Below are 26,672 nucleotides of genomic sequence, written 5' to 3'. Positions count from 1 at the left end.
AATGGAAGAACCTATAGACATATTATTGGCTACTTATAATGGTGAAAAATATTTGCACAAGCAGATAGATTCTGTTTTGGCACAAACGTATTCTAATTTAAAAATTTGGATTAGAGATGATGGTTCAACTGACAATACACCACAAATTTTAGCAACATACCAACAAAAATATCCAAACAAAATTCACATCATTGAAGATAATCTTGGAAATTTAGGTGTAACCCAAAATTTCAATGAGCTTGCAAAACACAGTACAGCAAAATTCATTGCATTTTGCGACCAAGATGATATTTGGATTCCAGAAAAGATTGAAAAATCAATGGTTTTGATAGATGAATACTTGAAAAAATCAAATAAATCAATATGTTTTGTGTATTCTGACATGAAAATCATTGATAAATATGACAATACAACGCATGATTCTTTTTGGAAATTAGCCTATCTACATCCAAAACATTTTACATTTAATAGACTTTTGATGCAGAATATTCCTCATGGTTGTACAATCCTCATGCATCAAGAATTGAAAAATATGGCTTTCCCAATTCCAAAAAATGCAATTTTGCACGATCATTGGTTGTCCTTGGTTACAGTAGTTTTTGGACAAGCAATTGCTACAGAAGAACAATTAGTTTTGATTCGAAATCATGGTGAAAATGTTACTCAAAGAAAGAATAACAATTGGATGCGATTAAAACGATTTTATAAAAACTTTTCGACGCAAGATGAATATATTAAACATCTAATGGTTAGAATTGAACAAGCTAAAAGCATTCCAACAACAATACAGTAGTTTGTTGCCAGAAAAAGAAAAGCAAATTCTTGAGCAATTCTTACTATTAGAACATACAAAAGGTTGGAAGAGGAAGATGATTTATATTAAAAATAAATTCTATAGAACTACGTTATTTCATACACTAAAAATGATTTGGCGAGCATAAAATATTAATAATTATGAGCGAAAAAATAAGATGTGGCTGGTGCATAGGCAAACCATTGTACGAAAAATACCATGATGAAGAATGGGGCGTTCCTATTTTTGATGATACAAAACAATTTGAGTTTCTTGTCTTAGAATCTGCGCAAGCTGGACTAAGTTGGTGGACAATTTTGCAAAGACGCGAGGGCTACAGAAAAGCATTTAAAAATTTTGACTATAAAAAAGTGGCAAAAATGACACCTGACGATGTAGAAAGGCTAATGCAAGACACAGGAATTATTAGAAATAGAGCAAAAATAGAATCTACTATCAATAATGCGCAACGATTTTTGGAAGTACAAAAAGAATTTGGCACATTTTGCAATTATATTTGGAGTTTTGTTGGTGGCAAACCAATCATCAACAAATGGAAAGTACTTAAAGAAGTGCCTGCCACAACACCAATTTCTGATGCATTGGCAAAAGACATGAAAAAAAGAGGTTTTAAATTTTTGGGCTCTACCACTTTGTATGCGCACATGCAAGCAACTGGATTGGTGAACGATCATATTGTATCTTGTCATCATTATAAATAGAAAAATGGCAACAATTCCTTTTTTTGATTTACAACTACAATATCAATCTTTAAAAAAAGAAATTGATGATGCTATAAGTTCTACTTGTGCGTCTGGAAAATTTATTGGTGGCGAAGCTGTACATCAATTTGAGCAAGAATTGGCAAGCTATTTAGGCATTCAACATGTGGTATCTTGTGGCAATGGTACTGATGCATTGATGTTGGCATTACTTAGTGCTAATTTGCCAAAAAATTCAAGTATTATTATTCCTACGTTCAATTATATTGCTGCTGTAGAAGTGGCAACCTTACTTGGCTATAATATTATTTTTGCTGATGTATGTAATGATACATTCAATATTAATTTAGAAAAAATAAAAGCTGTACTAACCAACGAAGTAAAGGCAATTATTGTTACGCATTTATTTGGACAAATTGTTGAAGATATTGATGAGATAGCTACGTTCTGTAATGAAAATGGAATATTGTTAATTGAAGATGCTGCGCAATGTATTGGTGCTGAAAAAAATATTACGAGAAATAGCATCATTACTACATCATTTTTTCCTACTAAAAACTTGGCATGTTATGGTGATGGTGGTGCAGTAATGACTAACAATAATTATGTAGCAGAAAAGCTAAGAAAGCTTACAAATCATGGACAGAATAAAAAATATTATCATGAGTATGTTGGTATAAATTCTAGATTAGATGCTATCCAAGCTAAAATTTTAAGCATTAAACTAAAACACTTAGATACTTTTATTCAGAAGCGAAAACATATATCGTCAATATACGATGAAGCATTGAAAAATATAGATAATGTAATTATTCCAAAACAAAAAAACGCACATGCTTATCATCAATATACTATAAAAGTAAAAAACAATGAGAGAGATAGTTTGCAAGATTATCTAAAAAATGAACAGATAGAAACTGTTGTGTACTATCCATTGTGTGCGCACCAACAAGTGGCATACAAACAGAATATTTCATTGAAAAATGCTGAACAATTATGTCAACAAGTGTTGTCTTTGCCAATATTTCCTGAGCTTGAAATAGATAATGTACAATATATTATACAAAAAATTTTATCATTTTATAATTGATAAAATATCATTTTTCTATCAGTTCAATGTCTTTTTCTTTTTGTAATATAATCTGTGGAACGCCTTTGTATTGTTCTACTTTTCCTGAAACGCAAATTTCTTTATTCATTAATTTTTCTTCAGGAATATAACTTAGTTTGTTCCTTACATTTTCATAGATTACGATAGTAAATAATTGGTCTGGAAATTTTTTATCTAAGTTAATATACGTTGGATTTGATTTTCCATTTTCAACAAACTTGATACTTACTGCTTTTCCGCATACAGTGCTTTGTTTGCCAATCATATCTTTAGCCTCAAGTGTATTAATTTTATTATTACCATAATTTTTAGATATTTCATTTCCAGAAAATGAAAGATAATTTTTGTCCCAATCTATTATTTTGCTTTGTTTCTCTATTCTATTTTCAATACTATCTGGCAAAATATTCATAAAATCAAATCCTGTAAGATTTTCTATAGAATCTACACTTACAATGTATTTTGTTAAATCAAAACTTATATCTTGGTTAGGCATCATACATGCTATTGCTTTGTATTCTGGTGGATAGATATCATACACTATTTTATAATAATATTTTGGTATTGATACTTGATATGAACCTTGTTGTAGTTTTGGTAATTTATTGTTGAGCACTGCACCTGTAATCACATATACTTCATTGGCATCTATGGCAAATTCTCTTACCAAAGTTTCTAATTTTGACCAAGCGCCTCTGTTAAAATTTTTGAGTTGTGGTGCCACATTTGTATAGTAAAATGATTCTTTGATAGCATCTTTGTGCCATCTAAAATCTGCTGCTGGTGCCAAATGTCCTCTATCGTAGCCACTTGCCCAATAGTCTGTGCTGTCTGCCGTGTTTAAGTACAAACTATCTTTTACAAAACCATCATTTCTTGTGTATGAACCATACAAAATATCTTTAGGTATAATGTGTGCTACCCAATATGGTTGCTTATAAATAGTAGAATATGCACTGTAATATGCTTTGTGCTTAATCAGTTTTGCATCATTTGGTAATTTAATAGAAGTTAATGAATCTATCTTCTTATTAATATTTTGTAGTTTTTTATCTTCTAAGTTTTTTACAATATAATATGGATTGCTTGTTTTTTTTTTATTTGATTTTTGAGCAAAACCAACAGTACTAACAAAACAACAAACTATGAATATTAATTTGTATTTCATTCAATTAAAAAATATATTATAATCCTATTAATAATTTTTCAGGATTTTCTAAATAATCTTTTACTGCAACCAAGAAACTAACACTGTCTTTTCCATCAATTATTCTATGGTCGTATGAAAGCGCAATATACATCATTGGTCTTATTTCAATACTTCCGTTAATAACCATTGGTCTATCTTGTACTTTATGCATACCTAAAATTGCACTTTGTGGTTGGTTGATGATTGGTGTACTCATTAATGAGCCAAAAACGCCACCATTTGTTATTGTAAATGTGCCGCCTTCCATATCTTGAATGCTTAGTTCGTTGTTTCTGGCAAGTGTAGCTAATCTTTTTATTTCTTTTTCGATTCCTGCAAAACTTAGTGTTTCTGCATTTCTAATTACTGGAACTACCAAACCTCTTTCTGTTGACACAGCAATAGAAATGTCACAGAAATCGTGAAAAATCATATTCTCATCAGTAATGTAAGCATTTACTGCTGGAAATTTTTGTAATGCCTGACAAACAGCTTTTGTGAAAAACGACATAAAGCCTAAGCCTATATTGTTTTGCTCATAAAATGCATCTTTGTATTTTGCTCTTATCTCATTGATAGCTGTCATATCTACTTCGTTGAAAGTAGTTAGCATGGCTGTTTGGTTTTTTACTTCAACCAATCTTTTTGAAATTGTTTTTCTTATTCTTGTTAATTTCTCAACTCTTTCGTTTCTTTCTCCAACTACTTTTTGTACTTCTTGTTTTGGGGCAACTATGGTTTCTTGTTTTGCTGTTTGTTTTTCAGCTTTAATTGCATCTTCTTTTGTAATTCTTCCAGAAACGCCAGTTCCGCTAACTTCTGAAGTATTTATGTTTTTTTCGTCTAATATTTTTTTAGCTGCTGGAGATGCTGTGCCTGTTGCATAATTATTTTCTTGTGTAATATTTTTCTCAACTGCTGCTTTACTTTCAGTTTTTGGTTGTTCTATAGCTTTTTCTTCTTGTTTATTATCGTTTGATGTTTTACTTGCACTTGTATCTATTGTCGCTACTACTTCTCCTATTTTTATATCATCGCCTTCTTTTGCAACTCTTGTTACAATGCCAGCAACCTCTGCAGGAAGCTCAAATGTTGCCTTGTCAGACTCAAATTCTGCTAGTGGTTGGTCTAGCTCAACATAATCTCCATCTTCTACCAACCAAGATGCTAAGGTTACTTCATTTACTGATTCTCCAATTGATGGTACTTTTATTTCTTGTTTCATTTTCTTTATTTTTTACAATAATATTCTAATACAAATGTATTTCATTTTAAAATAAAAACACAACATATTGAATAAAAGTTTAAACTCTAATTTTTATTGTTCAGAACTCATGTCCACATCTTGATTTGGATATAGAATATCCCATATTTCTTTTATTTTATATACACTTTGGCTATAATGATTGCTAAGTACAATGATACATGTACCATCGCTAATTTTTCTGTTAAAAACAGAATTAAAGCTATGCCACCAACCATTGTGGTAAATTATTCTGGTGCCGTCTTCTTGGTCTGTCATACGCCAACCTAGTCCATAATTTTTGTTTCCTGGTTTCTCAAAACTTTGTGGTGTATAAGCTAAGTTTAAAATTTCTGGTTTTATCAGCTTTCCTGCATATAATACCTGATCCCATTTATACAAATCTAATACTGTAGAATAGATTCCTTTGTCTCCAACTACACCATCTGTGTACACAATATTATCTTCTTTCCAGCTACTGCCTTTGTACCCTAATACTTCGTTCTTTCCTTGGTTTTTTGGGTCAAATACATGTGTGTCGTGCATTCCTAATGGATTAAATATAAATTGGTGCATAAAATCTTTATAACTATAACCACTTGCTTTTTCAATTATTAAAGCTAACAAGACATAGTTTGTATTGTTATAATAGAATTTTGTGTTTGGATATGCTAAACTTTTTGGCTTAAATTTTTGAAGCTGAGCCAATACATCTTCGTTGTTCATGTATATGGTTTTTTTAGCCCAATATGTTTCTGAAAAATTAAGATAATTAGGCAATCCAGATCTATGGTTGAGTAACATACGTACTGTAATGCCTTTGTATGGAAAAGTTGGAAAATATTTTTGTAATGTATCATCTATATTCAGATATCCTTCTTGATGTAACAACAAAATTGCAGCTGATGTAAATGTTTTGCTTGTAGATGCTATCTGAAATGTTGACCTCTTATTTAGTTTGTTTTTGGTATAATAATTTGAATATCCATAGTATCCTTCCAATATTGGTGTTCCTTTGTAGCTGATAAGCACAGAACCATTAAATCCTAAAGAATCAACCCTTTTAGCAAAATAACAATCTAATGCATGTATTTTTTGTTGAATGTTAGTATCTTTTATATTTATATCTATCTTTCTGTTATTTAGATACTCATCTTGTGTGTATTTTTTTTGTTTAAAAACTTTATTTTCCGTACTATCATTGTTTTGTTGGCAGTAACTAAGCGTACATATAGAAAATAATATTATAATTAATGTGAATAGTTGCTTCATTTTCTTCTTATATTTTATCTCACAAATCATTCCAAAAGCTACAAAAGTAAGTTTTTCTTCTTCAATTCTAACAAAATAACTTATTTTTACAACATCAATTAACAATTTTCTATACGATTGATGAGCTCAATAAATAATCCTTATAAAAATGTACATGGTACAGTATCATGGCGTTCTCCATCAAATATTGCACTAGTAAAATACTGGGGAAAATACGGCAATCAGCTACCAAAAAATCCAAATATTAGTTTTACACTTTCAAAAGCATTTACAGAAACTACCATTCACTACCAAGGTAAAAAAGAAGTAGATGGACAGCTTTCAATCAGTTTTTTATTTGAAGGAAAAGAGAATGAAAAATTTAAAGCTAAAATTGTTCAGTTTCTGAGCAGTATTGAAGTATATTTTCCATTTTTAAAATACTTAGAATTAAAAATAGAAAGTTACAATTCTTTCCCACATTCAACAGGAATTGCAAGTTCTGCATCATCCATGTCTGCATTGGTACTATGCTTGTCAGATATTGAAAATACAATTGCTGGCGGACTAAGACCAGCTGAATTTATAGAAAAATCAAGCTTTATAGCACGTTTAGGCTCTGGAAGTGCTTGTAGGTCAATATTTCCATACATTTCAGTTTGGGGAAAAGATGAAAACATTCCATTTTCAAGCAATGAACATGCTATTGGATTTGAGGAAAAAATTCATCCCGTTTTTAAATCTTATAAAGATGCTATATTGATAGTTTCATCTGATGAGAAATCTGTGTCTAGTAGAGCTGGACATGCCTTAATGGACAATAATTTCTTTGCCGAATCTAGGTATAAACAAGCAAAACATCACTTTGATGAGCTACTTAAGGCTTTAGAAAATGGCAATTTAGATGATTTTGGTAGAATTGTAGAGCAAGAGGCACTTACCTTCATGCTTTAATGATGTGTTCTAATCCTTCATTTATCTTATTGCAACCTAATACACTGAAAATTATAGATCTAATAAAAGACTACAGAACAAAAAATAACGTACCTTTGTACTATACATTAGATGCAGGACCAAATGTACACTTATTGTATCCCAAAGAAAATGCACCTGAAGTAGAAACATTCATTACCAACATATTGTTAGAATACTGTGAGCAAAGGAAGGTAATTTATGATGAGGTAGGAAGCGGACCAATAAAATTAAAATAATGCCAAATGGCTGAAAATAAAGATAAAAAATTCAACTCTAAGATACTTTTGTTTGGTGAGTATAGTGCCATACAAAACTCTATGAGTCTAACACTTCCATACCAAGAGTTTGGCGGTAGCCTTTCTTTTAATAAACATAATAATACTTCTGATTTTGTACAACAATCTAATCAATATCTAAAAGATTTTGCAAATTATATTCAACAAAAATTAGATGACAAATCTTTAACAGTCAATTTTAATATTGAACTACTTAAAGCTGATATTGAAAATGGTCTTTACTTTGATTCTTCAATACCACAAGGCTTTGGTGTTGGAAGTTCTGGTGCATTAGTTGCAGCAGTATATTCTAATTATTGTATAAATAAGCTAAACTTAGATGTAACACCAAAGAAAGAAGAAATACTTGAACTAAAAAAAGTATTATCTGTGTTAGAATCTTATTTTCATGGTAGTAGCTCTGGTGTTGATCCATTAATTTGTTATTTGAATTTACCATTATTAATTAATGGAAAAAATGGTGTAGAACCAGTACAAGTAGAATTAAAAAATGATGGTAAAGGCGCAATATTTTTAATAGATACAGGAATTTCTCGTTCTACTGAGCCACTTGTAAAATACTATATGCAGCGTATGCAAGAGCACACGTACAGAGAATTCGTAGATAAACAATTAAAGCCATTTGCAAACAACTGTATTCAAGCATTCTTAGATGGTGACAAAGAAACTCTATTCGCATACTTAAAATTACTTTCTAAGTTCCAGTTTGAGCATTTCAAACCAATGATTCCAAGAATATTTAATAAATTATGGAAACGTGGATTGGATACTGGTGAATACTATCTAAAACTTTGTGGTGCTGGTGGTGGTGGTTTTATTTTAGGCTTTACCCAAAATTTTGAAAGCACAAAAAAACAACTCAAAGGACAAAAAATTGAGTTGCTTTGTAATATCTAATTTCTTCTAAGTCTTAAGCGTAAGACTTATCTGCAAAAAATTTATCAATCAAATATCTATCATCAATATCATTTGGATGAAAATCTTTTTTGAAATATAATAATAGATGTTTAGATAAATTTTTTCCAATTTCTCCAAAAATTATTGTTCTTAATAAAATAAAAGATTCTATTGGCATTTTGATTATGCTCTTGTCTTTATCTTTTGAAATAAAATATATTTGCCCTATGCCAATATATCCCCAAAGCATAATACTTGCCATTCCCATACCAGAAACACGTAGGATATAACTATCATCTACTTCTTTAAGCACATCAAAACATACTGACTTGTGTTCTATCTCTTCAGATGCATGCCAATGTAGTAGTTCTAACATTTGAGGTGCAATATTATCATTTGTGGCAATTGGTTCATGAAAAAGTGCGTTTGCCAATATTGCTGTGTAATGTTCTAGTGCTGTAGTTACAGAAAGTGCAAATTTATAGCCAAGGTTTGGCTGTATTCGATTTAATATTTTTACACTCAGGTTCTCATAGCTATATTTTCCAGAAAATGCTGATACTTTTAAGAAATTTGCAAACCAACTTGGGTTTAAGTCTTGTTCTTCCATTACATCCCAAAATCGTTGATGCTCGCGTGCGTGTATGCCTTCTTGTCCACAAAAACTATTTATCTCGGTTTTTAAATCTTTGTCATCTATTTGCTTTGCAAAATGTCTTACACTTCTTACAAAGAATTTTTCGCCTTCTGGAAAAACGACATGCATACTATTCACAAAGTGAGTAGCAATTGTGCTACCTAGTATCCAATGCTTTGGCACTTTATCAAAATTAAATTTTACATTTCTTACTTTAAGTTTATGCGTAGTTGCTGTCATATTTTAGAAATTTATTTATATAAATCTATTCTTATAAAACAACAAAATCAATTAACAAAAGCTAATAATGAACAACTAGTATTTTAATTAACTATAGTTAATTCTAGTTTGAAATATTTAGAAAACAAAATATCTTATATCTTGTTAATATTATTATAACACAAATTAAAATTCATATCTTTGTGCCATAATTTTGAACAATTAAAAAACTATTAATATGTCAGCAGAAAAAATTAGCATGAAAAATGGCGCACTACATGTGCCAGATGAAACAATTGTTCCTTTTATTATTGGAGATGGAACAGGACCAGATATTTGGCACGCATCAGTAAAAGTTTTTGATGCAGCAATAAAGAAGTCATATGATGGAAAGAGAAAGATAAATTGGCTGGAAGTATTGTCTGGTGAGAAAGCATATAAAGAAACTGGAAAGTGGTTGCCTGAAGAAACATTAACGACAATACAAGAACATTTAATTGCAATAAAAGGACCATTAACAACGCCAGTTGGTGGTGGTATTCGTTCATTAAATGTGGCTTTAAGACAAATATTAGATTTATATGCATGTGTTCGTCCTGTTAGATATTTTGAAGGTGTACCAACTAATTTTAAAGTGCCTGAAAAAGTAGATATTATTATTTTCAGAGAAAATACTGAAGATATTTATGCTGGTATAGAATGGCTAGAAGGTACTGATGATGCTAAAAAAATTATTAGTTTCTTAAGAAACGAACTGAATGTAACAGATAAAATTCGTTTCCCAGAAACATCATCTATTGGTATTAAACCAGTTTCTAAAGAAGGCTCAGAAAGATTAATCAGAGCTGCATTAGAACATGCTGTGAAGCATAATAGAAAATCTGTTACACTTGTACACAAAGGAAATATTATGAAATTTACAGAAGGTAAATTTAAGGAATGGGGCTATCAATTAGCAGAAAGAGAGTTTGCAGACAAAGTATTTACTTGGACACAATATGATAGAATTGCTGTTGAAGATGGCGTAGAAGAAGCAAATGATGCTATGAAAAAAGCTGTTGCAGAAGGAAAAATTATAGTAAAAGATGCCATTGCAGATAATTTCTTACAACAAATCATTCTAAGACCTGAAGAATATGATGTTGTGGCTACTCTAAACTTAAATGGTGATTATATTTCTGATGCATTGGCTGCGTTGGTTGGTGGTATTGGTATTGCACCAGGTGCAAATATTAATTATATCACTGGAATGGCTATTTTTGAAGCAACGCATGGTACTGCGCCAAAATATGCAAACCAAGACAAAGTAAACCCAAGTTCTGTAATATTGAGTGGTGTAATGTTGTTGGAATATATTGGTTGGAATGAAGCAGCAAACTTAATTGTAAAAGGCTTAGAGCAAGCAATAAAAAACAAGACTGTTACTTATGATTTCCATCGTTTGATGGAGAATGCAACTTTACTTAAATGTTCTGAATTTGGAGATGCTATAATTAGCAATTTCTAATTTCTTTTAATATTAATCACTAAACGGCAAATTCTCTTTGAGTAATTTGTGCAGTTTAGTGTTATATTCTTCTAAAAGATAATTGAAGTAATTTTTGGTTGCTTTTGATAAACAATTAATATATACATTCAATCTATATTTTATTTCATCTTGTAAAATATTAATCAACTCTACTGCATCTAAATAATTGGTGCAGTTTTCTTTTATTCTTTCGTAATGGTTTTGTATAGAAATATCTAATACTTGTAGTGTTTTTTGTCCTTTTAAGTATAATTTTTGGTATTCTTTTTCTATATCAAAATAAAAGTCTTCTGTATTGGGAAATTTGTCCATTATCTCTTGTGATAATGTGTACATCAATCCTTTTTCCATTTTTTGTTCTCTATCAAATAGATGTTCTAAAAATCTATCTGGATTAACAAAAACATCTTGCCAATCAATATGGTCTTGCCATAGTCCTAATCTTTTTGCATTATTACCTAAATCTATGATTGTAAATTCACTTTTGTTGGGTAATCTTCTACTTCCTCGTCCTATCATTTGATGGTACAATGTAAGTGAACGTGTTGCTCTATTTAGAATAATTGTTTCTACTGTTGGCTCATCAAATCCTGTAGTTAATATACCAACACTTGTTACAATTGCATCTGGTGTTTCTTTCAGCCATTGTAGTACTTCTTTTCTGTCTTGCTTGTTGCTTGTACTATCTAAATGCCTAATTGGAATTTGATGTAATTTAAAGAAATTTTCTACAGATTTTGATGTTGCTATTGAGCTATTAAAAATCAATGTTTTTTTGCCTTTTGTTTTTTCGTTGTAAGCATTCAGTAGTATTTGGTGCATATCAAAACCCATGTAGATTCTGTCTAATGAGTTGACTGTGTAATCGCCATCAATTCCTACTTTTAATCCACCTAAATGTACATCATATGTGTATGTTTTGGCATCACTCAAAAATCCGTTACTAATTAAATCATTAATAGAATCTCCAACAATTAGTTTTTTGTAATTGTGTCTTAATGGAAAATGAATATTTGAACTTAATGGTGTTGCCGTAACACCAAATATCATTGTATTCTCAAAATATTTAAAAATCTTCCTAAAAGAATTGTAATGCGCCTCGTCAACAATTACTAAATCTATTTCTTTTAAAAATTCTTCATCTTCTTTTAGTCTATTGTTCAGCGTTTCTACCATTGCTAAGAAACACATATAACCTTCTTGGTCTTCGACACTATCTATTTCGCTTGTAATAAGTTTGCAGTGTACATTGGCTTCTTCTAATGCTCTTGCTGTTTGTTTTAGTAGTTCTATTCTGTGCGTGAGTATTAATACTTTTTTTCCTGTAGCCTCAATGTATTTTCTTGTTATCTCAGAAAATATAACTGTTTTTCCTCCACCAGTTGGTAGTTGAAAAACTAAGTTGTCGCGTCGCTCATTATGAAGCAATGCACCAAGTATCCTTTCAATATATATTTCTTGATATGGGTATAATTTTTTTTGAACTTTGGCGATTTCTTTTGTCTCTGTAATATCCATAGATGTATTGTGCTTACGTGTTTAGTTATTTCTACTCAAAAATTGAAACCACGCAATATAAGCAATTAATCTAACACCATGTCGTTAAAAGATATTATGTTATTGTATTTTTTTTCTTTAAAATATTGTTGAATATACGCTGCACCTTTATCACTACATGCCATAATAAAATCTCCGCCCCATGCGCCCAATGATTTTATGCTTCCTGAAAAATCACTAAATAATGTAGCTTTTATTGGGCTCATGTGCAACTGGCTAGATATTAATTGTTCATGTTTTTCTATCAATGTATTAAATTCATAAATATTATTACATTTTATAATTTTATTAGTAATATCATTTAGTTGTTCAATTGTATTTTGTTTATTTATTTGATTGATAGATTTATAATATTGTATACCTTCTCTTGAATTTTGTTTATTTTCTAAGTAAATAAAATAAATGTTTTCTTGAAATGGTGGTGAAAAATGTGTGTGTTCAATATTTCTATTTTCATTTTGAATTTGATAGAGAATTGCATTTTTTGATGTTGCGCATGCAATATCATAACCTGAGCCACCAAATGAATTTTCTAACAAAAAGTATGGATTTGCGTTAGTCCATTGTGCTATCAAACTGATGAGTGTTGAGCTTGTGCCTAATCCAAAATTTCTATTAAAATTTGTCTTTGTTCTTACATGAAGATTATTAAAATCAATGGTTTTGTCGTTATTTATTGCTAAGTGTATAATTTTTAATAATGTTTCAGCTATGTTTTTGTCTGAATATATTGATAATTCAATGTTTTTAGACATCTGACATGAAAACCAAACTTCATTATTTTCATCTAAACTTTCCCAAAATATGCCTTCGTTTTCAGATTTTAAAACATTGCATTTCTTGGTAAAATTTTGTTGGTACTGCTAATGCTTTTGCACCATCTAAGACAAAATATTCTGAGGTAAGCAACAATTTTCCATTGGCTAAATAATATTTAGGAAAATCTGTGTTCAACTGCTATGGTTTAGGTTGTTTGCTATCTTTCTTCTTTAAACTGTGCAATTTTTTCTAATGGATTGCTACGCATCTCAAAGTGATTGATTCTATTGTTGTATATATCAATTGCTTTATAAATTGCATTTCTAAATGATGCTTCTTCTGCAATGCCTTTTCCTGCAATGTTTTCTGCTGTTCCGTGGTCTGGAGAAGTACGAATGATGTTTAATCCTGCTGTGAAATTGATGCCATCTTCTCTTGCTATGTATTTGAATGGTATTAAGCCTTGATCATGATACATTGCTAGTATTCCATCAAAATTTTTATAATTGTCTGAAGCGAAAAATCCATCAGCTGCGTATGGTCCAAATGCCAAGATATTCATATTCTTTGCTTCTTGAATTGCAGGATAGATGATATCTTTTTCTTCGTTGCCTATTACGCCATTGTCTCCAGCGTATGGATTTAATGCTAATACTGCGATTTTAGGTTTATCTATATTAAAATCTTCTTGCAAGGTTTGGTGCATTAGACTTATCTTTCTAATGATTTTATCTTTTGAAATGTTTTTTGCAACATCATGGATTGCAACATGGTTTGTTACTAATCCAATTTTTATTTCATCCGTTACTAAAAACATTAAACTATCTTTTGCACTAAAAAATGCTTGTAAATATTCTGTATGTCCTGCAAATGGAAATTCATCAGAATGTATTACATCTTTATTGATTGGTGCTGTAACCAACACATCAATTTCATTTTTTTCTAATGCTTCGCAGGTTGCTTTTAATGATAAGAATGCGTACTTTCCTGTTTCTTTATTTGGTTCTCCAATATTTATTGCAAACTCTTCATTCCATACTGGAAATATATTTAAAGAGTTGTTGCTTAGGTTTTGATAGTTTTTTACTGTTGAATATTGGAATTTATCTATCTCAATAACTTTTTTGTAGAATGAAAATATTCTTGGATTTCCGAAAACAATAGGTGTAAAATGTTTAAATAATCTATCATCACTAAATGTTTTCATTATTATTTCTGGACCAATTCCAGCTGCATCACCTAGTGTTATTCCTACTTTTATTTTTTCTTGTTTTTGGTTGGACATTTTTTGGTGTATTTTTTTCTTTAATATTTTTTTTCTCCTTCGATAAATTCTTTACAAATTTACACAATAATCTAACACCAAAGGCAGTTGCGAATCTTCCTCTATAATTATAGTTTGAAGTAACGTATGCTGGCGATAAATCTATATGAGCCCAAGGATAGTTTGTAAAGTGTTCTAGGAATTTTGCTGCTGTTATGCTTCCTGCATCTACGCCTCCAATATTTTTTATGTCTGCAATATCAGATTTTAGATAGTCTTTGTATTCTTTCCAAAGTGGAAAAAATATTAATTTTTCGGCTGTTTTTAGTCCTGATTTTTCTAGTTTTTTATTGGTTTTTTTATCTGCATTGCTCATTATTAATGCTGCTTCTCTTCCTACAGAACGAATGGCTGCGCCTGTTAGTGTTGCTAGGTCAATTACCAATTCTGGATTTAGACTTTTGGCATAGTGTAGTGCATCTGCTAGAATTAATCTTCCTTCTGCGTCAGTATTCATTACTTCTACTGTTGTGCCATCGTACATAGTAATTATGTCTCCTGGACAAACTGCATTTGAGTTTATTTTATTTTCTACTGATGGTATTAATCCAATAATATGAAATGGCAAATTCATTTTTGAAATTGCGTGCATGGCACCAATCACAGTTGCTGAGCCAGCCATGTCGCATTTCATTAAATCCATGCTATTGGTTGTTGTTTTTATTGATAAGCCACCTGTATCGTACATTACGCCTTTGCCTACCAAAACTATTGGTTGTTTGTTTTGTGCGTTTTGTGGTTTATATTCTAATTGGTGGAAGAATGCTGTGTTTTGGCTGCCTTGGTTTACTGCCAATATTCCGCCCATTTTTTCTTTTTCTATCTTAGCTTGATTCCAAAATGTGTGTTTTACAGTAGTGCCTTTGAATATATTTTTTATTTCTGTTGTATATTGTAATGTACTTAAGAAATTTTGTGGTTCGTTGATTAGATTTTTTGTAATCTTTACTGCATCTACAATGCTATTGATTTCTGTTAGGCTTTGTTTTGGAAGTAAATTGTTTGGAATGTATAATGTAAATATTTCTGCTTTTTGTTTTTTGTATTTATCAAATTGATATTGAGATAATAAAAATCCTTCGAGGAATGCAATGATATATTTATTATCTAATTTGTCTAAAATATTTAATGATGCGCTGTTTTCTTTTGCTGTACTTAGGTAATTGTATATTTTATGTGCGTCTATTCTAAGTTTTTCTTTTGCCTCATTAGCATCGCCTTCTATCTTAAAACCATAAAGTATGTATTGTATATGGTGTATTTGGAAATGTATTGTATGTATGTTTTTATCTAGTTTTGCTTGTACTAGTTGTTGTTCTTCTTTTTCTAAGAATTCTAGACTTTCCTTTCTGTTGATATCAAACAGAATGATTTGATTGTTTGAGTCTTGTTTGTTGTCTATTTTTAACATGTTTTAGTTTTGTGTGTGGTATTGTATGTAAAGATAACATAATATTCTATTTATATATAAAATAGAATTATTTTTTCTTTATTTAAATTGTTGTTTCCAAAAATACTTATTTGTTGTAATATATTATAGCTTATAAACCAATTTCTTTTGCTTTTTGTATCATTAGTTGAAATGCTGCATCAAAATCGTTTGGAATAATGCCATCTAATATTGCATCTTTTATATGTTCTTTAATGATGCCTACTTCTCTACTTGGTTTTAAGTTAAATGTTTGCATAATAAGCAATCCATCGATTGGTGGTTGCCAGTTTCTTATTTTATCTCTTTCTTCTACTTCTGCTATTCTCTTTTTTACTAGTTCTAGGTTTTCTTTATACTTTGCTACTTTTTTTTCGTTTTTTGATGTAATATCTGCATTACACAATATAAGTAAATCTTCTAAATCTTCATTGGCATCAAATATTATACGACGAATTGCTGAGTCTGTGATATTATCTTTTGTTAGAGAAATTGGTCTAAGATGTAGTAATACTAATTTCTGCACATATTTCATTTTCTCATCTAAAGGCAATTTTAATTTTGCAAATATTTTAGGCACCATCTTCATGCCAATATATTCGTGGTTATGAAATGTCCAGCCATGACCTTGTTCAAATTTTTGTGTTGCTGGCTTACCAATATCATGCAAGATAGCTGCCCAACGCAACCACAAATTATTTGTATATTCTGATATATTGTCTAATACTTTTAATGTGTGGTAGAAATTATCTTTATGGCCATAGTTATCTTGTAATGAAACGCCTTGCAATTTGACCATATCTGGAAAAAACTGATGTAGTAATTTGGTATTATACAACATTTTAAAGCCAATTGATGGTTGTTTTGCTTTTATAATTTTATTTAGCTCATCTGTTATTCTTTCTTGCGAAATAATTGATAATCTATTTGCTAATGGTTCTATGGCTTGGTATGTTTTTTCTTCTATTCTAAAATTTAGTTGTGTAGCAAAACGTATGGCACGCATCATGCGCAAAGGATCATCATTGAATGTGATATTTGCATCTGTTGGTGTTCTAATTATTTTGTTTTCTAAATCTTCTAAGCCATTAAATGAATCTAATATTTTGCCAAATTTTTCTTCTGAAAGATAGATTGCTAGTGCATTTATTGTAAAATCTCTTCTAAGTTGGTCTTCTTCTAGTGTGCCATCTTCTACTATTGGTTTTCTGCTATCGTTTCTATAAGATTCTTTTCTAGCGCCAACAAATTCTATATCTAAATCATGGTATTTGAATTGTGCTGTACCAAAATTCTTAAAAAATGAAACTTTGGGTTTGGTATCTAATAAATTAGACACTTCATGTGCTAAATCTATTCCATTGCCAAGGCAAACAATGTCTAAGTCTTTACATTCTTTATTGAGTAATTTGTCTCTTACAAAACCACCTACTGCAAATGCTTCAACACCTAAGTTTTTAGCTGCTTTAGCTATTACGCGTAATATTTTTGATTCTTTTTCTGAGAAACTAAGTTGCACTACACAAATCTAAAAAGATATTCTAATTTTTATCCACTTTAAGTGTGAGATATATGCTTAAAATTCTAGACCATCTAAAAATAAATGGCAATAGTATGATTAGAATAATTGCATTTATAATAATAAAGGTAACTATATGCTCTAGAAAGCCAAATAACAATCCGAAAACAACAAAATTTGCTATGGTAATGGCTGTACTAAGTATATAACTAATGTACATTGAAAACCAATAAAATCCTGTTTCATTGCGTAAGTCAAAATTGCATTTTGGGCAATTGTCATACATCTTATCTAAATCTTTAAATACATATGGATTTGGATTGACAAACAGATTTCCTTCTTTACATTTTGGGCATTTGCAAGCAACTATTGCTTTGAGTGATTTAAACATATTGTTTGCAAAGCTAATAAAAAATCTATAGTCATTTCTATAATTTATATTTTAATAACTATACTATTGTGTTATTCTATGCTCTTTGGTGCTTTCTTGATGGTTATTGTATCAATTGGTTTTTTTGGTGGCGTTTTGAATATATCATTTTTTGTAAAATACTCAGTTTCGTCAATTTTTACCTTTATTGGAATAAAACCTATGGCAATTATTTTTATGTAACCTTTGTATTGTACTTTTACTGATTTGCCTAATGCTAATCTTGCTGATTCTGTGGCAAATTTTCCTAATGTCGGTCCTGTTTTTACTGCAATTTTTAATGGCAAATCAAATGTGTCATTTTTGGGTACTTTTACAACTTCTGGTACTTCTAAAATTGTGCCCAGTTTTTTATCTTCAACAAATACATCGATAACTATTTCATCAATTTTGGCCTTTGCTTTAATTGGATTAAAAATTACAGCTGTAAGTCCTAAATCTACTTGCTTTAGCCCGAAATCTATTACACTAAAGTCTTTTGTACGTACTAAATATGGTTCTTTTACTTCTTCTTTAGCTATAGTACATATGCTTACTGTAAAAAAAAATAGAATGATTGTGTATTTTATAATTGATTGCATTTTTTAATCGTTGTTTTTTTCTTTTTTGCGTTCTTCTTTTCTTTTTTCTTTTTCTTCTTTCTTTTCTTGTCTATTATCTCTTCTTTCTTCTTTGTTGGTTTTGTATTCGTAGCTTTCTTTATGCTTGATAGGTACTACAATTTCTTTGCCACTTTTATCTTTCAATGTCATTTTTCCAGATAGTTCTATTAAGTATAAATGTTCTGGCTCTTCATCTGGATCTAATACATGCTTAGTTTCGTAGTTATATTTAATTGGAATATTAAACTCAGAGTGTGTTTTTATTTTTTTTGCTTTCTCTAAGAATATTGTTCCTATTTCTTTGCCATCAATTTTAAAATCTAATACAACATCTTTAAAGTCAAATTCTTCTTCAGATAAATTAATAAAGTCTAGAACAGTTGAAAAATTTGCACTTTCTTTTTTTAGGTTGCCTATTTCTGTTTGTGCTGCTTTTACAAAATCAATTTTTGGATCTTGCGTACAAGCAAACAAAACAAATACACTCACAATTAAAATACATAATCTTTTCATTTTATTTTTTTTGTGTCAATAATATAAATTTTTTTCTACAAAATTATTGTTCTACATTATAATTAATGCTTTTTAACTTTGTTTGCAGTTTTAAAAAAAGATTATTTCTAAAAATAAGTTTTAGATATTTAGAATTTTTTATAAATTTGCACACCAATTAGGCTGATGGTGTAACGGTAGCACAGAGGTTTTTGGTGCCTTTAGTTAAGGTTCGAATCCTTATCGGCCTACTTAAAAAGAGTTAAGTTTTACTTAGCTCTTTTTATTTTTTACCAAAAATGTAAATCAAGCTACTATAATTTCCGTCTTTTTTTGCTTTTTGATTACTATTAAATCCAACAAAAACTGCTTTTATGTAAGCTAAAAGTCTATTTGTGCCATGATGCCATTCGCTACGCATAGACACATAATAGGCATCTAAAAACAATGGATGTGTACCTTGCAATACAAATTGTTGGTTGCCTAAAATTTGAGCAATATTTTTAGGAGAAAAATGATAAATATGTCTTGGTACATCTAAACCATCCCAATGTTGTTGATATTTCTTAGCATCATAACTTTCAATATTGGGTACTGCAATGATTAGTTTTCCATTTGGTTTTAGCCATTTGTGGAAGTAATCTATCTGTTCGTGTAGATTATATACATGTTCTAAAACGTGCCAGAGTGTAATAACATCATATTTGTCATTAGTTATTGTATTCATATCTTCTAAAGAAAAAACGTCTAATTTATTGATGTTTTTTGCTACACTTCTTGCATGTTCGTCTGGTTCTATGCCTTCTGCTTGTATATTATTTTCTTTGATAAATGATAGAAAATCGCCTGTGCCGCAACCAAAATCTAATAACGTGAAATTATCTTTTTTGCCTATCTCATTTTGAATTAAAGATAGTTTCTTTTTCTTCATATAATTTCTTGCGTATCTATATATACTTTGTACAAAGCCTTTGCTGTGGCTTTGGTGCGATAAATAACCTGCAGCGTTATAATATTTTCCTATATCTTGAATTTCTGGTCTTGGATTGGTAAACACAAAACCACAACTCTCGCACTGTTGTATAGAAAATACTTCGTTTGCGTAGTTGTCTTTTGCTTTTGTGTATGTTTTAAAATTATTGCTCTTGCAACAATAACATTGTTGTATTATTTCCATATAGATAGAATAGTTGGTTTGTGATATTAGGTATTTCTAAATTTTTTTATAAATCTAACTAAAAATGGTGGAAGTATATCATTAGCAAAATTAACCAAGCCATTAAAAAATTTCATAGATGAGTTGTCTTGTCCTTTTCTGGTTGCAAATGTGGTTGTAATTCTTGATTTGTCGCCTGCATTTACTTCGCCTTCTGGTCTGCCATTAGTATAATAATATAATGCTATAGAACGTCTACTTCTGTCTGGTGGGCAAGTAAGTGGATCTGGCAAACCATGCCAAGAATAATCTGTGGTAGAAAACATTGCCAAACGATTGAATGATGGTAATATTTTGGTTACGCATTTGCTCATATCTTTTCCCAAAGCTCAAAATGTCCGCCATATTCTTCTTTCCAATCTTCGTTTAGATAAACTAAAATATTTAATCTTCTATCTAAGTTTGTCAATTTATGTTTGTGAAAATCAACATGCATCTTTAAGAAACCTCCAGGTTTTATTTGATGGAAACCTCCACCTTCCAAGTATGGATCAGGAATTAATGTTTCTTTGATGCCTGTAAGTTGTTGCAAAAACTCTAAGAATGGTTGAGAATTTAGATAATGAATAAATTCTTTGGTTTTGGTAAAATCTATTCTCGCCTTTGGTTGCAAATTTTTGTTCATTTGGGTTTTCATAATGAATATCTTCTTTTGCTTTTCCAATTTCTGGAAATTCTGCTATAATTTCTCTTAATAATTCTGGATTAAATAAATTATCATAATAGCCACTTGGAAATGGATTTGCATTTACGTATGCATCATGATTTTGTTTGCCAAATTCAATTAATTCAAAATTAGTTTTATTATTTAAAAAATTCATACTACAAGATTGAATGACAAAAATACATAAGCTTTTGATATTAAAATATTATTTTAGTCTTTCGTTTGATGATATATATCATAAATGCCAAAATATATGCCTAAACCATCAAATATAAAACTACTTGATTTTTATTATCGTAAATACAATTGCATAGATTTTATTGTAGATGACCCTATCTCTGTGCCACATCGTTTTTCTAAGAAACAAGATATAGAAATTGCTGGTTTTTTTGCGGCAATTTTGGCTTGGGGCTTGCGAAAAACTATCATCAAAAATGCAAATAGAATTGTAGAATTGATGGACAATGCACCTCATGATTTTATATTAAACCATAAAGAAAAAGATTTAATTAGATTTCAAGATTTTGTACATCGTACTTTTAATAGTACTGATTTATTGTATTGTATTCATTTCTTCAATCAATATTATAGAAAAAACGACTCATTAGAAAATTTGTTTGTAAATGATAATCTTGAAAATGGTTTGGTTCAATTTCAGCAAGCGTTTTTTTCGTTGCCTGATTTTCCTAATAGAACAAAAAAGCATATTTCATCACCCATTAATAATTCTACTTGCAAAAGAATAAATATGTATTTGCGTTGGATGGTAAGAAAAGACAAGTGTGGTGTTGATTTTGGAATTTGGAATAAGATAAAACCGCATCAATTATTTATTCCATTGGATGTACATGTTGAACGCCACGCACGTGCATTGGGTTTAATTGAGAGAAAACAAAGAGATTGGAAGACTGTGGTAGAATTAACAGATAACTTGAAGAAAATTGATGCAAAAGACCCAGTTCGTTTTGACTATGCTTTGTTTGGAATGGGCATTGAAAATAAATTACTTATTTAGTTTCTAATAATGCTTTTCTATATTCTAGTACAACAAAGATAAATGCCACAAGAAAGTTTAGGATTATGCTAAATGAAAAAACTTCATTGATGGTATTGTAACTAAAAATAGCAATTGGCATAATGCAAATTGGAACGATTGCTATTAAAGCAAACCATTTGTTTCTATTTTTTAGATAAGACATGCCAAAAATTGTAAAAATGATTGCTAAAGAACCCCATTTTAACCAAGTATATAATCTTAAATCTGAAAGTAAAATGTCTAAATTTGCGTGTATGTCTTTAATAATATTATAAATTTGGAAATTTTCTAATGCATCAAACAAACAAGCTAATGGTGCTAAAATCATTGCTAATATTAGTATTCTTGCCTTTGATTTTGTATATAAATAATTGGCTATTAAAAACAAGAATACACTATATGTAATCATGAAAATATAGTCAATTTTATTACCTAAATGCATGTTATGCATATATTTTTCTACATCTTCCACTTTGAAAAAGGCAATAACTTGCTCTTTAGTTTGAATAAATTCAAATGCAATAATTGGTGTGCTAAAACCTGCAGGTAAATTATCTTCAGCTTTTGGGTTTGTAAATTGTAAAACTAACGAAAAGACAAATAATGCAATGCCTACAAATATTGTATACTTGAGTATTTTTTGATATTTATTCAACAGTTACACTTTTTGCAAGATTTCTTGGTTGGTCTACATCACAACCTCTCATTACAGCAATATGATATGCTAACAATTGCAAAGGAACAACCGTAAGTATTGGTGAAAGCGCTTCTACAGTATTTGGAACTTCAATAATATATTCTGCCAAATGTTTCATATCTGTATCGCCTTTGGTTACAACTGCAATTATCCTTCCTTTTCTTGTTTTTACTTCTTCCACATTTGACAATACCTTCTCGTAATATTGTGAGTTTGGTGCTAAAACAACCACTGGCATATTTTCATCAATCAATGCAATTGGCCCATGTTTCATTTCTGCTGCTGGATATCCTTCTGCATGTATGTAAGATATTTCTTTTAGTTTTAATGCGCCTTCTAATGCTACTGGAAAATTGTATCCTCTTCCTAAATATAAAAAATTTGATACATCTTTAAACGTTTCTGCAATTTCACTGATGTAGTCATTACTTTTTAATATTTCTTCAATTTTTGAAGGTAATGTTTCCAATTCTGATAGCAATTCATTCAACAATGTATTAGAAATAGTACCTTTTATTTTTGCTAATTTAATTGCTATTAATATTAAAATACTTACTTGTGTAGAAAATGCTTTTGTAGATGCTACGCCAATTTCTGGTCCCGCATGTGTGTATGCTCCAGCATCTGTCATACGTGCAATATTTGAGCCAACTACATTACAAATGCCAAATGTAAATGCGCCTTTTTGTTTTGCCAATTCTAATGCTGCTTTTGTATCTGCAGTTTCTCCAGATTGAGAAATTGCAATAACAATATCTCGTTCGCTAATTACTGGATTTCTGTATCTAAATTCGCTTGCATATTCTACTTCTACATTTGTACGTGCAAATTCTTCAATTAAATATTCTCCAATCAATCCACTGTGCCAAGATGTGCCACATGCTACAATAATTATTCTTTCTGCTTGTTTAAAAATATTTTCGTACTGGCTAATTCCACCCAAATTTACTTCTAATTGTGGTACACTCATTCTTCCACGAATACTATTAAGTATTGCTTGTGGTTGTTCGTGTATTTCCTTCATCATGAAATATTCAAAACCACCTTTTTCTATTGCTTCAAGGCTTAATTCTAATTCATCTATATATGGAATATGTGATGTATTGTCTTTTATATTTTTTATATCTATGTTTCCATCAAGATGTAAAACAGCCATTTGTCCATCTTCTAAGTATGTTACTCTTTTGGTGTGTTCTATTAATGGTGAACCATCTGAAGCCACAAAAACTTCTCCATCGCCAAAACCAACAACCATAGGACTACTCAATTTTGCAACAACTAATTTATTGGGTTCTCTTTTTGAGACTACAACAATTGCGTATGCTCCAATAACTTCATTTAGTGCAAGCCTTACTGCTTCTGCCAAATCAGCGCCTGTGTTTTTTATAATATCATCTATCAAATGTACAAGAACTTCGGTATCTGTTTGAGATGCAAAATGGTAACCTCTTCCTTGTAACGCAACTTTTAATGAGTTATAGTTTTCAATTATTCCATTGTGTATGATGGCAATGTCTTTGTTTTCATTTAGATGTGGATGTGCGTTTACATCATTTGCTTCGCCATGTGTTGCCCATCTTGTGTGTCCAATACCTATATTTCCTTGTGTATCATTTTGTTTGGCATAAGTTTCCATTTCTATAACTTTGCCTTTTTTCTTATACACTTTAATATCTGAGTTTTCACTTAAAAGCGCAACACCTGAGCTATCATAACCTCTATATTCAAGTCTTTTTAGCCCATTAATAATGATGGGAAATGCTTGTTTTTTTCCTATATATCCAATAATTCCACACATATTTTTCTCCTTGTACTTTTTGTGAAATGAAAATACAAAATTATTTCTTAGAATAATATAATCTAAGCTTTGTTTTTAATAAAGGATCTGAACTATTACTACCTCCAACTATAATTCTTGTTGGTGGAAATCCGCCAACTGATAATAATGAATTTAATGTTGATACTTGTGTAATTGGTGCATAGTGATTAGACAAGTATACTTCTCTTGTTGTGATTCTATTCAAATTCATATCATTTAATAGTTTTGTGATATTAAATGAATATCTCGCTACTTTTTGTCCCAAGCTATTAATTAATACTGAATCTCTTGAGCCAATTGCTCCACTCTGCCATTCTCCAGAATTATCTTTATAAATTAAATATAATGTTGTAGGGTTTTGTGATGTGTCTATATTAGATTCTAATTGAGTTACTAATAGTTCTGCTCTATTGAATGCCGCATTTTGGAATGTAGAAATATCTGGTAATGTGATTTTGTTTAATGTGCCTGACTGTCCGATGATGTAATTTACACTATCTGTTTGATTTGTAGAGTTTATCGCATCTTGTGTAGTTGTACTATTTGTGTATTCAAAATTATTAATAGATGATGCCTGTAAGCTACTTGAAACTGTGAATAATCTTGCTGGAAAAGTTAATTCTCTTGCTGTACCATTTACGTCTCTATAAAAGATTGAAAACTTAGTTGCTAAACTATTTAGATTAATCAAAGCCATTGTATTTGCACTTGCATTCTCAATAGATACTTCAATTCCTCTGAAATATGCATCAAACTTTGTGAACGTATGTAAGACACTATCTGCTGAGCCTATTTTATTTACAAATTCTTGTGCAAAAGATGTATTCATTGGAATTCTAATTACTGACTGTGTTCCAGTAGAATCTGTAAGATATGTACGTACTTCTTGTGTTGGATTCAGTGTTAGGTTGTTTGCTCTTCCAATTTCTGTTGTGCCAAAAATACCTGTTTGGTTTGAGTTGTATATTTGGTCATCAGCAATATTTGCATTTAATTTCTTTACTACATAATCATTTGCTTGTAGTGTATCACCATAAAATACAATGTATTTTAGGAACAATACAGCAGAATCTATAGTAAATGGCGCTAAACTATCTGCTGGTAAGCTAAGTGGGTTTGACAGCTCAAACATTATTTTAGCTGTGCTTTTTCCCATTTTTGTACTATTTAATGTACCAAGATACAATCCTGTGAGTTTATCAGTTCTTGATGGTTCGTCTGCTACTGTTTTTGTTGAAACAACAAAGGTATCTGTATAATTAAAATTTAGGAAATCTTCATCTGGAAGTAAATCTTGCCCTATGTTTTCTGCTTTTTTACATGAAAAAATTAAAAGGAAAACCATAGGAAATAAAAGAAAATATTTATTCATTTATTAGTTATTATTCAATTAGTTTATTAAAAAAATCTAAGTAGTTTAATTGTACATCTACTTCTTCTTGATAGTTTAGAAATGGTTTTTTACCTGCTAGTTTTTTTAATTCTGCAACATCTTTTATTTGATCTGAACCAACAGTGACTGCATGTGCATATTTTATGCCAATTTTATTTAGTGCATCATTATTTAATCCTTCTAAAAGTTCTATATCTTTTTCTTTTACCAAATCAGATATTTTTGCCTTCTTTAGCAGTTTTTTATTGAATTTCTCTTTAAACTCTTGCTCGTACAAAGAATAAACAATTTTGCTATTGGCAAATATTGGATCTTTAGCGTAATGTGTTTTTAGGTATAAAGGAATCAAACTGGTGAACCAACCATGACAATGAATGATATTTGGTGTCCATCCAAATTTACGAACAGTTTCTATCAAACTTTTGCAGAAAAAAATCATTCTTTCGCCGTTATCATCAAAAAACTTCTCATCTTCATCTCTAAAAACTGCTTTTCTTTTAAAGAATTCTTCATTATCTAAAAAATACACTTGAATTCTTGTGCCAGGCAGTGACGCAACTTTTATGATTAATGGGTAATCTAAGTCATCAATAATGATATTAATTCCACTTAGTCTAACTACTTCGTGCAATCTATTTCTTCGTTCGTTTACAACACCAAAGCGAGGCATCAACACTCTTACTTCCCATCCATTATCATTAGAAATTGGTGCTAATTTTTTTACCAAATTAGCCATTTCTGTGATAGCTAGATATGGATCCATCTCCTGTGCTACAAATAATAATCTCTTTGTTTCCATGCGCTACCTTTCTTTTTTTATAAAATTTTATATATTACTTCGCAAAGGTACGAATTTAATGTGTTAATATTGCTT

General features: G+C 30.2%; 24 protein-coding genes, 1 tRNA gene and 2 pseudogenes. 8 read left to right on the top strand and 19 right to left on the bottom strand.

Annotation, left to right across the window (positions count from 1 at the left end; translation table 11 throughout):
• Window position 1 precedes the first annotated feature (1 nt).
• From IPK18_06630 to IPK18_06620, 3 genes are all read left to right on the top strand, one after another.
• Entirely contained in the window at window positions 2–793 is a 792-nt protein-coding gene (locus IPK18_06630) for a glycosyltransferase family 2 protein (GenBank protein ID QQR99176.1), read from the top strand.
• 161 nt (window positions 794–954) lie between these two features.
• Window positions 955–1,515, top strand: coding sequence for a DNA-3-methyladenine glycosylase I (locus IPK18_06625; protein QQR99175.1), 561 nt, complete (start codon window positions 955–957; stop codon window positions 1,513–1,515).
• 4 nt (window positions 1,516–1,519) lie between these two features.
• Window positions 1,520–2,605, top strand: coding sequence for a DegT/DnrJ/EryC1/StrS family aminotransferase (locus IPK18_06620; protein ID QQR99174.1), 1,086 nt, complete (start codon window positions 1,520–1,522; stop codon window positions 2,603–2,605).
• 7 nt (window positions 2,606–2,612) lie between these two features.
• Here IPK18_06620 and IPK18_06615 read toward each other — a convergent pair whose 3' ends face one another.
• From IPK18_06615 to IPK18_06605, 3 genes are all read right to left on the bottom strand, one after another.
• The gene (locus IPK18_06615; protein ID QQR99173.1) at window positions 2,613–3,794 is read right to left on the bottom strand and encodes a DNA/RNA non-specific endonuclease; all 1,182 of its coding nucleotides are present in this window, start codon (window positions 3,792–3,794) and stop codon (window positions 2,613–2,615) included.
• Window positions 3,795–3,810: 16 nt separating this feature from the next.
• On the bottom strand, window positions 3,811–5,040 hold the full coding sequence (gene odhB, locus IPK18_06610) for a 2-oxoglutarate dehydrogenase complex dihydrolipoyllysine-residue succinyltransferase (GenBank protein ID QQR99172.1): 1,230 nt from the start codon (window positions 5,038–5,040) through the stop codon (window positions 3,811–3,813).
• A gap of 93 nt (window positions 5,041–5,133) precedes the next feature.
• Window positions 5,134–6,435 (bottom strand): beta-lactamase family protein, encoded by a 1,302-nt coding sequence (locus tag IPK18_06605; GenBank protein QQR99171.1) that lies wholly within the window; start codon window positions 6,433–6,435, stop codon window positions 5,134–5,136.
• Window positions 6,436–6,450: 15 nt separating this feature from the next.
• On the opposite strand from IPK18_06605, the pseudogene IPK18_06600 reads away from it, so the two are divergent.
• Both IPK18_06600 and IPK18_06595 read left to right on the top strand, forming a co-directional pair.
• Window positions 6,451–7,520: pseudogene (locus IPK18_06600) on the top strand (diphosphomevalonate decarboxylase).
• A gap of 6 nt (window positions 7,521–7,526) precedes the next feature.
• Window positions 7,527–8,477, top strand: coding sequence for a mevalonate kinase (locus IPK18_06595; GenBank protein QQR99170.1), 951 nt, complete (start codon window positions 7,527–7,529; stop codon window positions 8,475–8,477).
• 13 nt (window positions 8,478–8,490) lie between these two features.
• On the opposite strand, the gene IPK18_06590 is transcribed toward IPK18_06595, so the two are convergent.
• Entirely contained in the window at window positions 8,491–9,354 is an 864-nt protein-coding gene (locus IPK18_06590; protein QQR99169.1) for a metal-dependent hydrolase, read from the bottom strand.
• A 217-nt stretch (window positions 9,355–9,571) separates the two neighbouring features.
• On the opposite strand from IPK18_06590, the gene icd reads away from it, so the two are divergent.
• Entirely contained in the window at window positions 9,572–10,840 is a 1,269-nt protein-coding gene (gene icd, locus IPK18_06585; GenBank protein ID QQR99168.1) for an NADP-dependent isocitrate dehydrogenase, read from the top strand.
• A gap of 12 nt (window positions 10,841–10,852) precedes the next feature.
• Here the strand turns inward: icd and IPK18_06580 are convergent, their stop codons facing one another.
• From IPK18_06580 to IPK18_06540, 9 genes are all read right to left on the bottom strand, one after another.
• Complete coding sequence (locus IPK18_06580; protein QQR99167.1) at window positions 10,853–12,379, bottom strand: DEAD/DEAH box helicase; 1,527 nt, start codon at window positions 12,377–12,379, stop codon at window positions 10,853–10,855.
• A 65-nt stretch (window positions 12,380–12,444) separates the two neighbouring features.
• Window positions 12,445–13,173, bottom strand: coding sequence for a GHMP kinase (locus tag IPK18_06575; GenBank protein ID QQR99166.1), 729 nt, complete (start codon window positions 13,171–13,173; stop codon window positions 12,445–12,447).
• 61 nt (window positions 13,174–13,234) lie between these two features.
• A complete protein-coding gene (locus IPK18_06570) occupies window positions 13,235–13,372 on the bottom strand; it encodes a hypothetical protein (protein ID QQR99165.1) in 138 nt (45 codons plus the stop codon).
• Window positions 13,373–13,394: 22 nt separating this feature from the next.
• Complete coding sequence (pdxA, locus tag IPK18_06565) at window positions 13,395–14,462, bottom strand: 4-hydroxythreonine-4-phosphate dehydrogenase PdxA (protein ID QQR99164.1); 1,068 nt, start codon at window positions 14,460–14,462, stop codon at window positions 13,395–13,397.
• Window positions 14,413–15,912 carry a leucyl aminopeptidase gene (locus IPK18_06560; protein ID QQR99163.1) on the bottom strand — a complete coding sequence of 500 codons (1,500 nt, stop codon included), beginning with the start codon at window positions 15,910–15,912 and terminating at the stop codon, window positions 14,413–14,415. Before IPK18_06560 ends, pdxA begins: the two co-directional genes overlap by 50 nt.
• Window positions 15,913–16,042: 130 nt before the next feature.
• A complete protein-coding gene (locus IPK18_06555; GenBank protein ID QQR99162.1) occupies window positions 16,043–17,449 on the bottom strand; it encodes an HD domain-containing protein in 1,407 nt (468 codons plus the stop codon).
• Between the two features lie 22 nt (window positions 17,450–17,471).
• Window positions 17,472–17,840, bottom strand: coding sequence for a DUF983 domain-containing protein (locus tag IPK18_06550; protein QQR99161.1), 369 nt, complete (start codon window positions 17,838–17,840; stop codon window positions 17,472–17,474).
• Between the two features lie 71 nt (window positions 17,841–17,911).
• Window positions 17,912–18,460 carry a hypothetical protein gene (locus IPK18_06545; GenBank protein ID QQR99160.1) on the bottom strand — a complete coding sequence of 183 codons (549 nt, stop codon included), beginning with the start codon at window positions 18,458–18,460 and terminating at the stop codon, window positions 17,912–17,914.
• A gap of 3 nt (window positions 18,461–18,463) precedes the next feature.
• A complete protein-coding gene (locus IPK18_06540) occupies window positions 18,464–18,994 on the bottom strand; it encodes a hypothetical protein (protein QQR99159.1) in 531 nt (176 codons plus the stop codon).
• Between the two features lie 159 nt (window positions 18,995–19,153).
• Between IPK18_06540 and IPK18_06535 the strand changes: the two genes are divergently transcribed.
• Window positions 19,154–19,224: transfer RNA gene (locus tag IPK18_06535), tRNA-Gln, on the top strand.
• A gap of 32 nt (window positions 19,225–19,256) precedes the next feature.
• Here the strand turns inward: IPK18_06535 and IPK18_06530 are convergent.
• Complete coding sequence (locus tag IPK18_06530; GenBank protein ID QQR99158.1) at window positions 19,257–20,150, bottom strand: class I SAM-dependent methyltransferase; 894 nt, start codon at window positions 20,148–20,150, stop codon at window positions 19,257–19,259.
• Between the two features lie 26 nt (window positions 20,151–20,176).
• Window positions 20,177–20,826: pseudogene (locus IPK18_06525) on the bottom strand (2OG-Fe(II) oxygenase).
• A 280-nt stretch (window positions 20,827–21,106) separates the two neighbouring features.
• On the opposite strand from IPK18_06525, the gene IPK18_06520 reads away from it, so the two are divergent.
• A complete protein-coding gene (locus IPK18_06520) occupies window positions 21,107–21,868 on the top strand; it encodes a TIGR02757 family protein (protein ID QQR99157.1) in 762 nt (253 codons plus the stop codon).
• Here IPK18_06520 and IPK18_06515 read toward each other — a convergent pair.
• From IPK18_06515 to IPK18_06500, 4 genes are read right to left on the bottom strand one after another with little or no spacing between them, the layout of a single operon-like run.
• Window positions 21,861–22,544, bottom strand: coding sequence for a hypothetical protein (locus IPK18_06515; GenBank protein ID QQR99156.1), 684 nt, complete (start codon window positions 22,542–22,544; stop codon window positions 21,861–21,863). The genes IPK18_06520 and IPK18_06515 overlap by 8 nt on opposite strands.
• On the bottom strand, window positions 22,537–24,384 hold the full coding sequence (gene glmS, locus IPK18_06510) for a glutamine--fructose-6-phosphate transaminase (isomerizing) (GenBank protein QQR99155.1): 1,848 nt from the start codon (window positions 24,382–24,384) through the stop codon (window positions 22,537–22,539). The genes IPK18_06515 and glmS overlap by 8 nt, the downstream gene beginning before the upstream one ends.
• Window positions 24,385–24,424: 40 nt before the next feature.
• On the bottom strand, window positions 24,425–25,777 hold the full coding sequence (locus tag IPK18_06505) for a DUF4270 family protein (protein QQR99154.1): 1,353 nt from the start codon (window positions 25,775–25,777) through the stop codon (window positions 24,425–24,427).
• Between the two features lie 10 nt (window positions 25,778–25,787).
• Complete coding sequence (locus tag IPK18_06500; protein ID QQR99153.1) at window positions 25,788–26,597, bottom strand: glycogen/starch synthase; 810 nt, start codon at window positions 26,595–26,597, stop codon at window positions 25,788–25,790.
• Window positions 26,598–26,672: the final 75 nt, after the last annotated feature.

Source organism: Sphingobacteriales bacterium (assembly GCA_016699615.1).
GTDB lineage: Bacteria > Bacteroidota > Bacteroidia > Chitinophagales > JADIYW01 > JADJSS01.
Note: the sequence above shows the minus strand (reverse complement) of the source record. Positions and strands in the feature narration are given on the sequence as shown.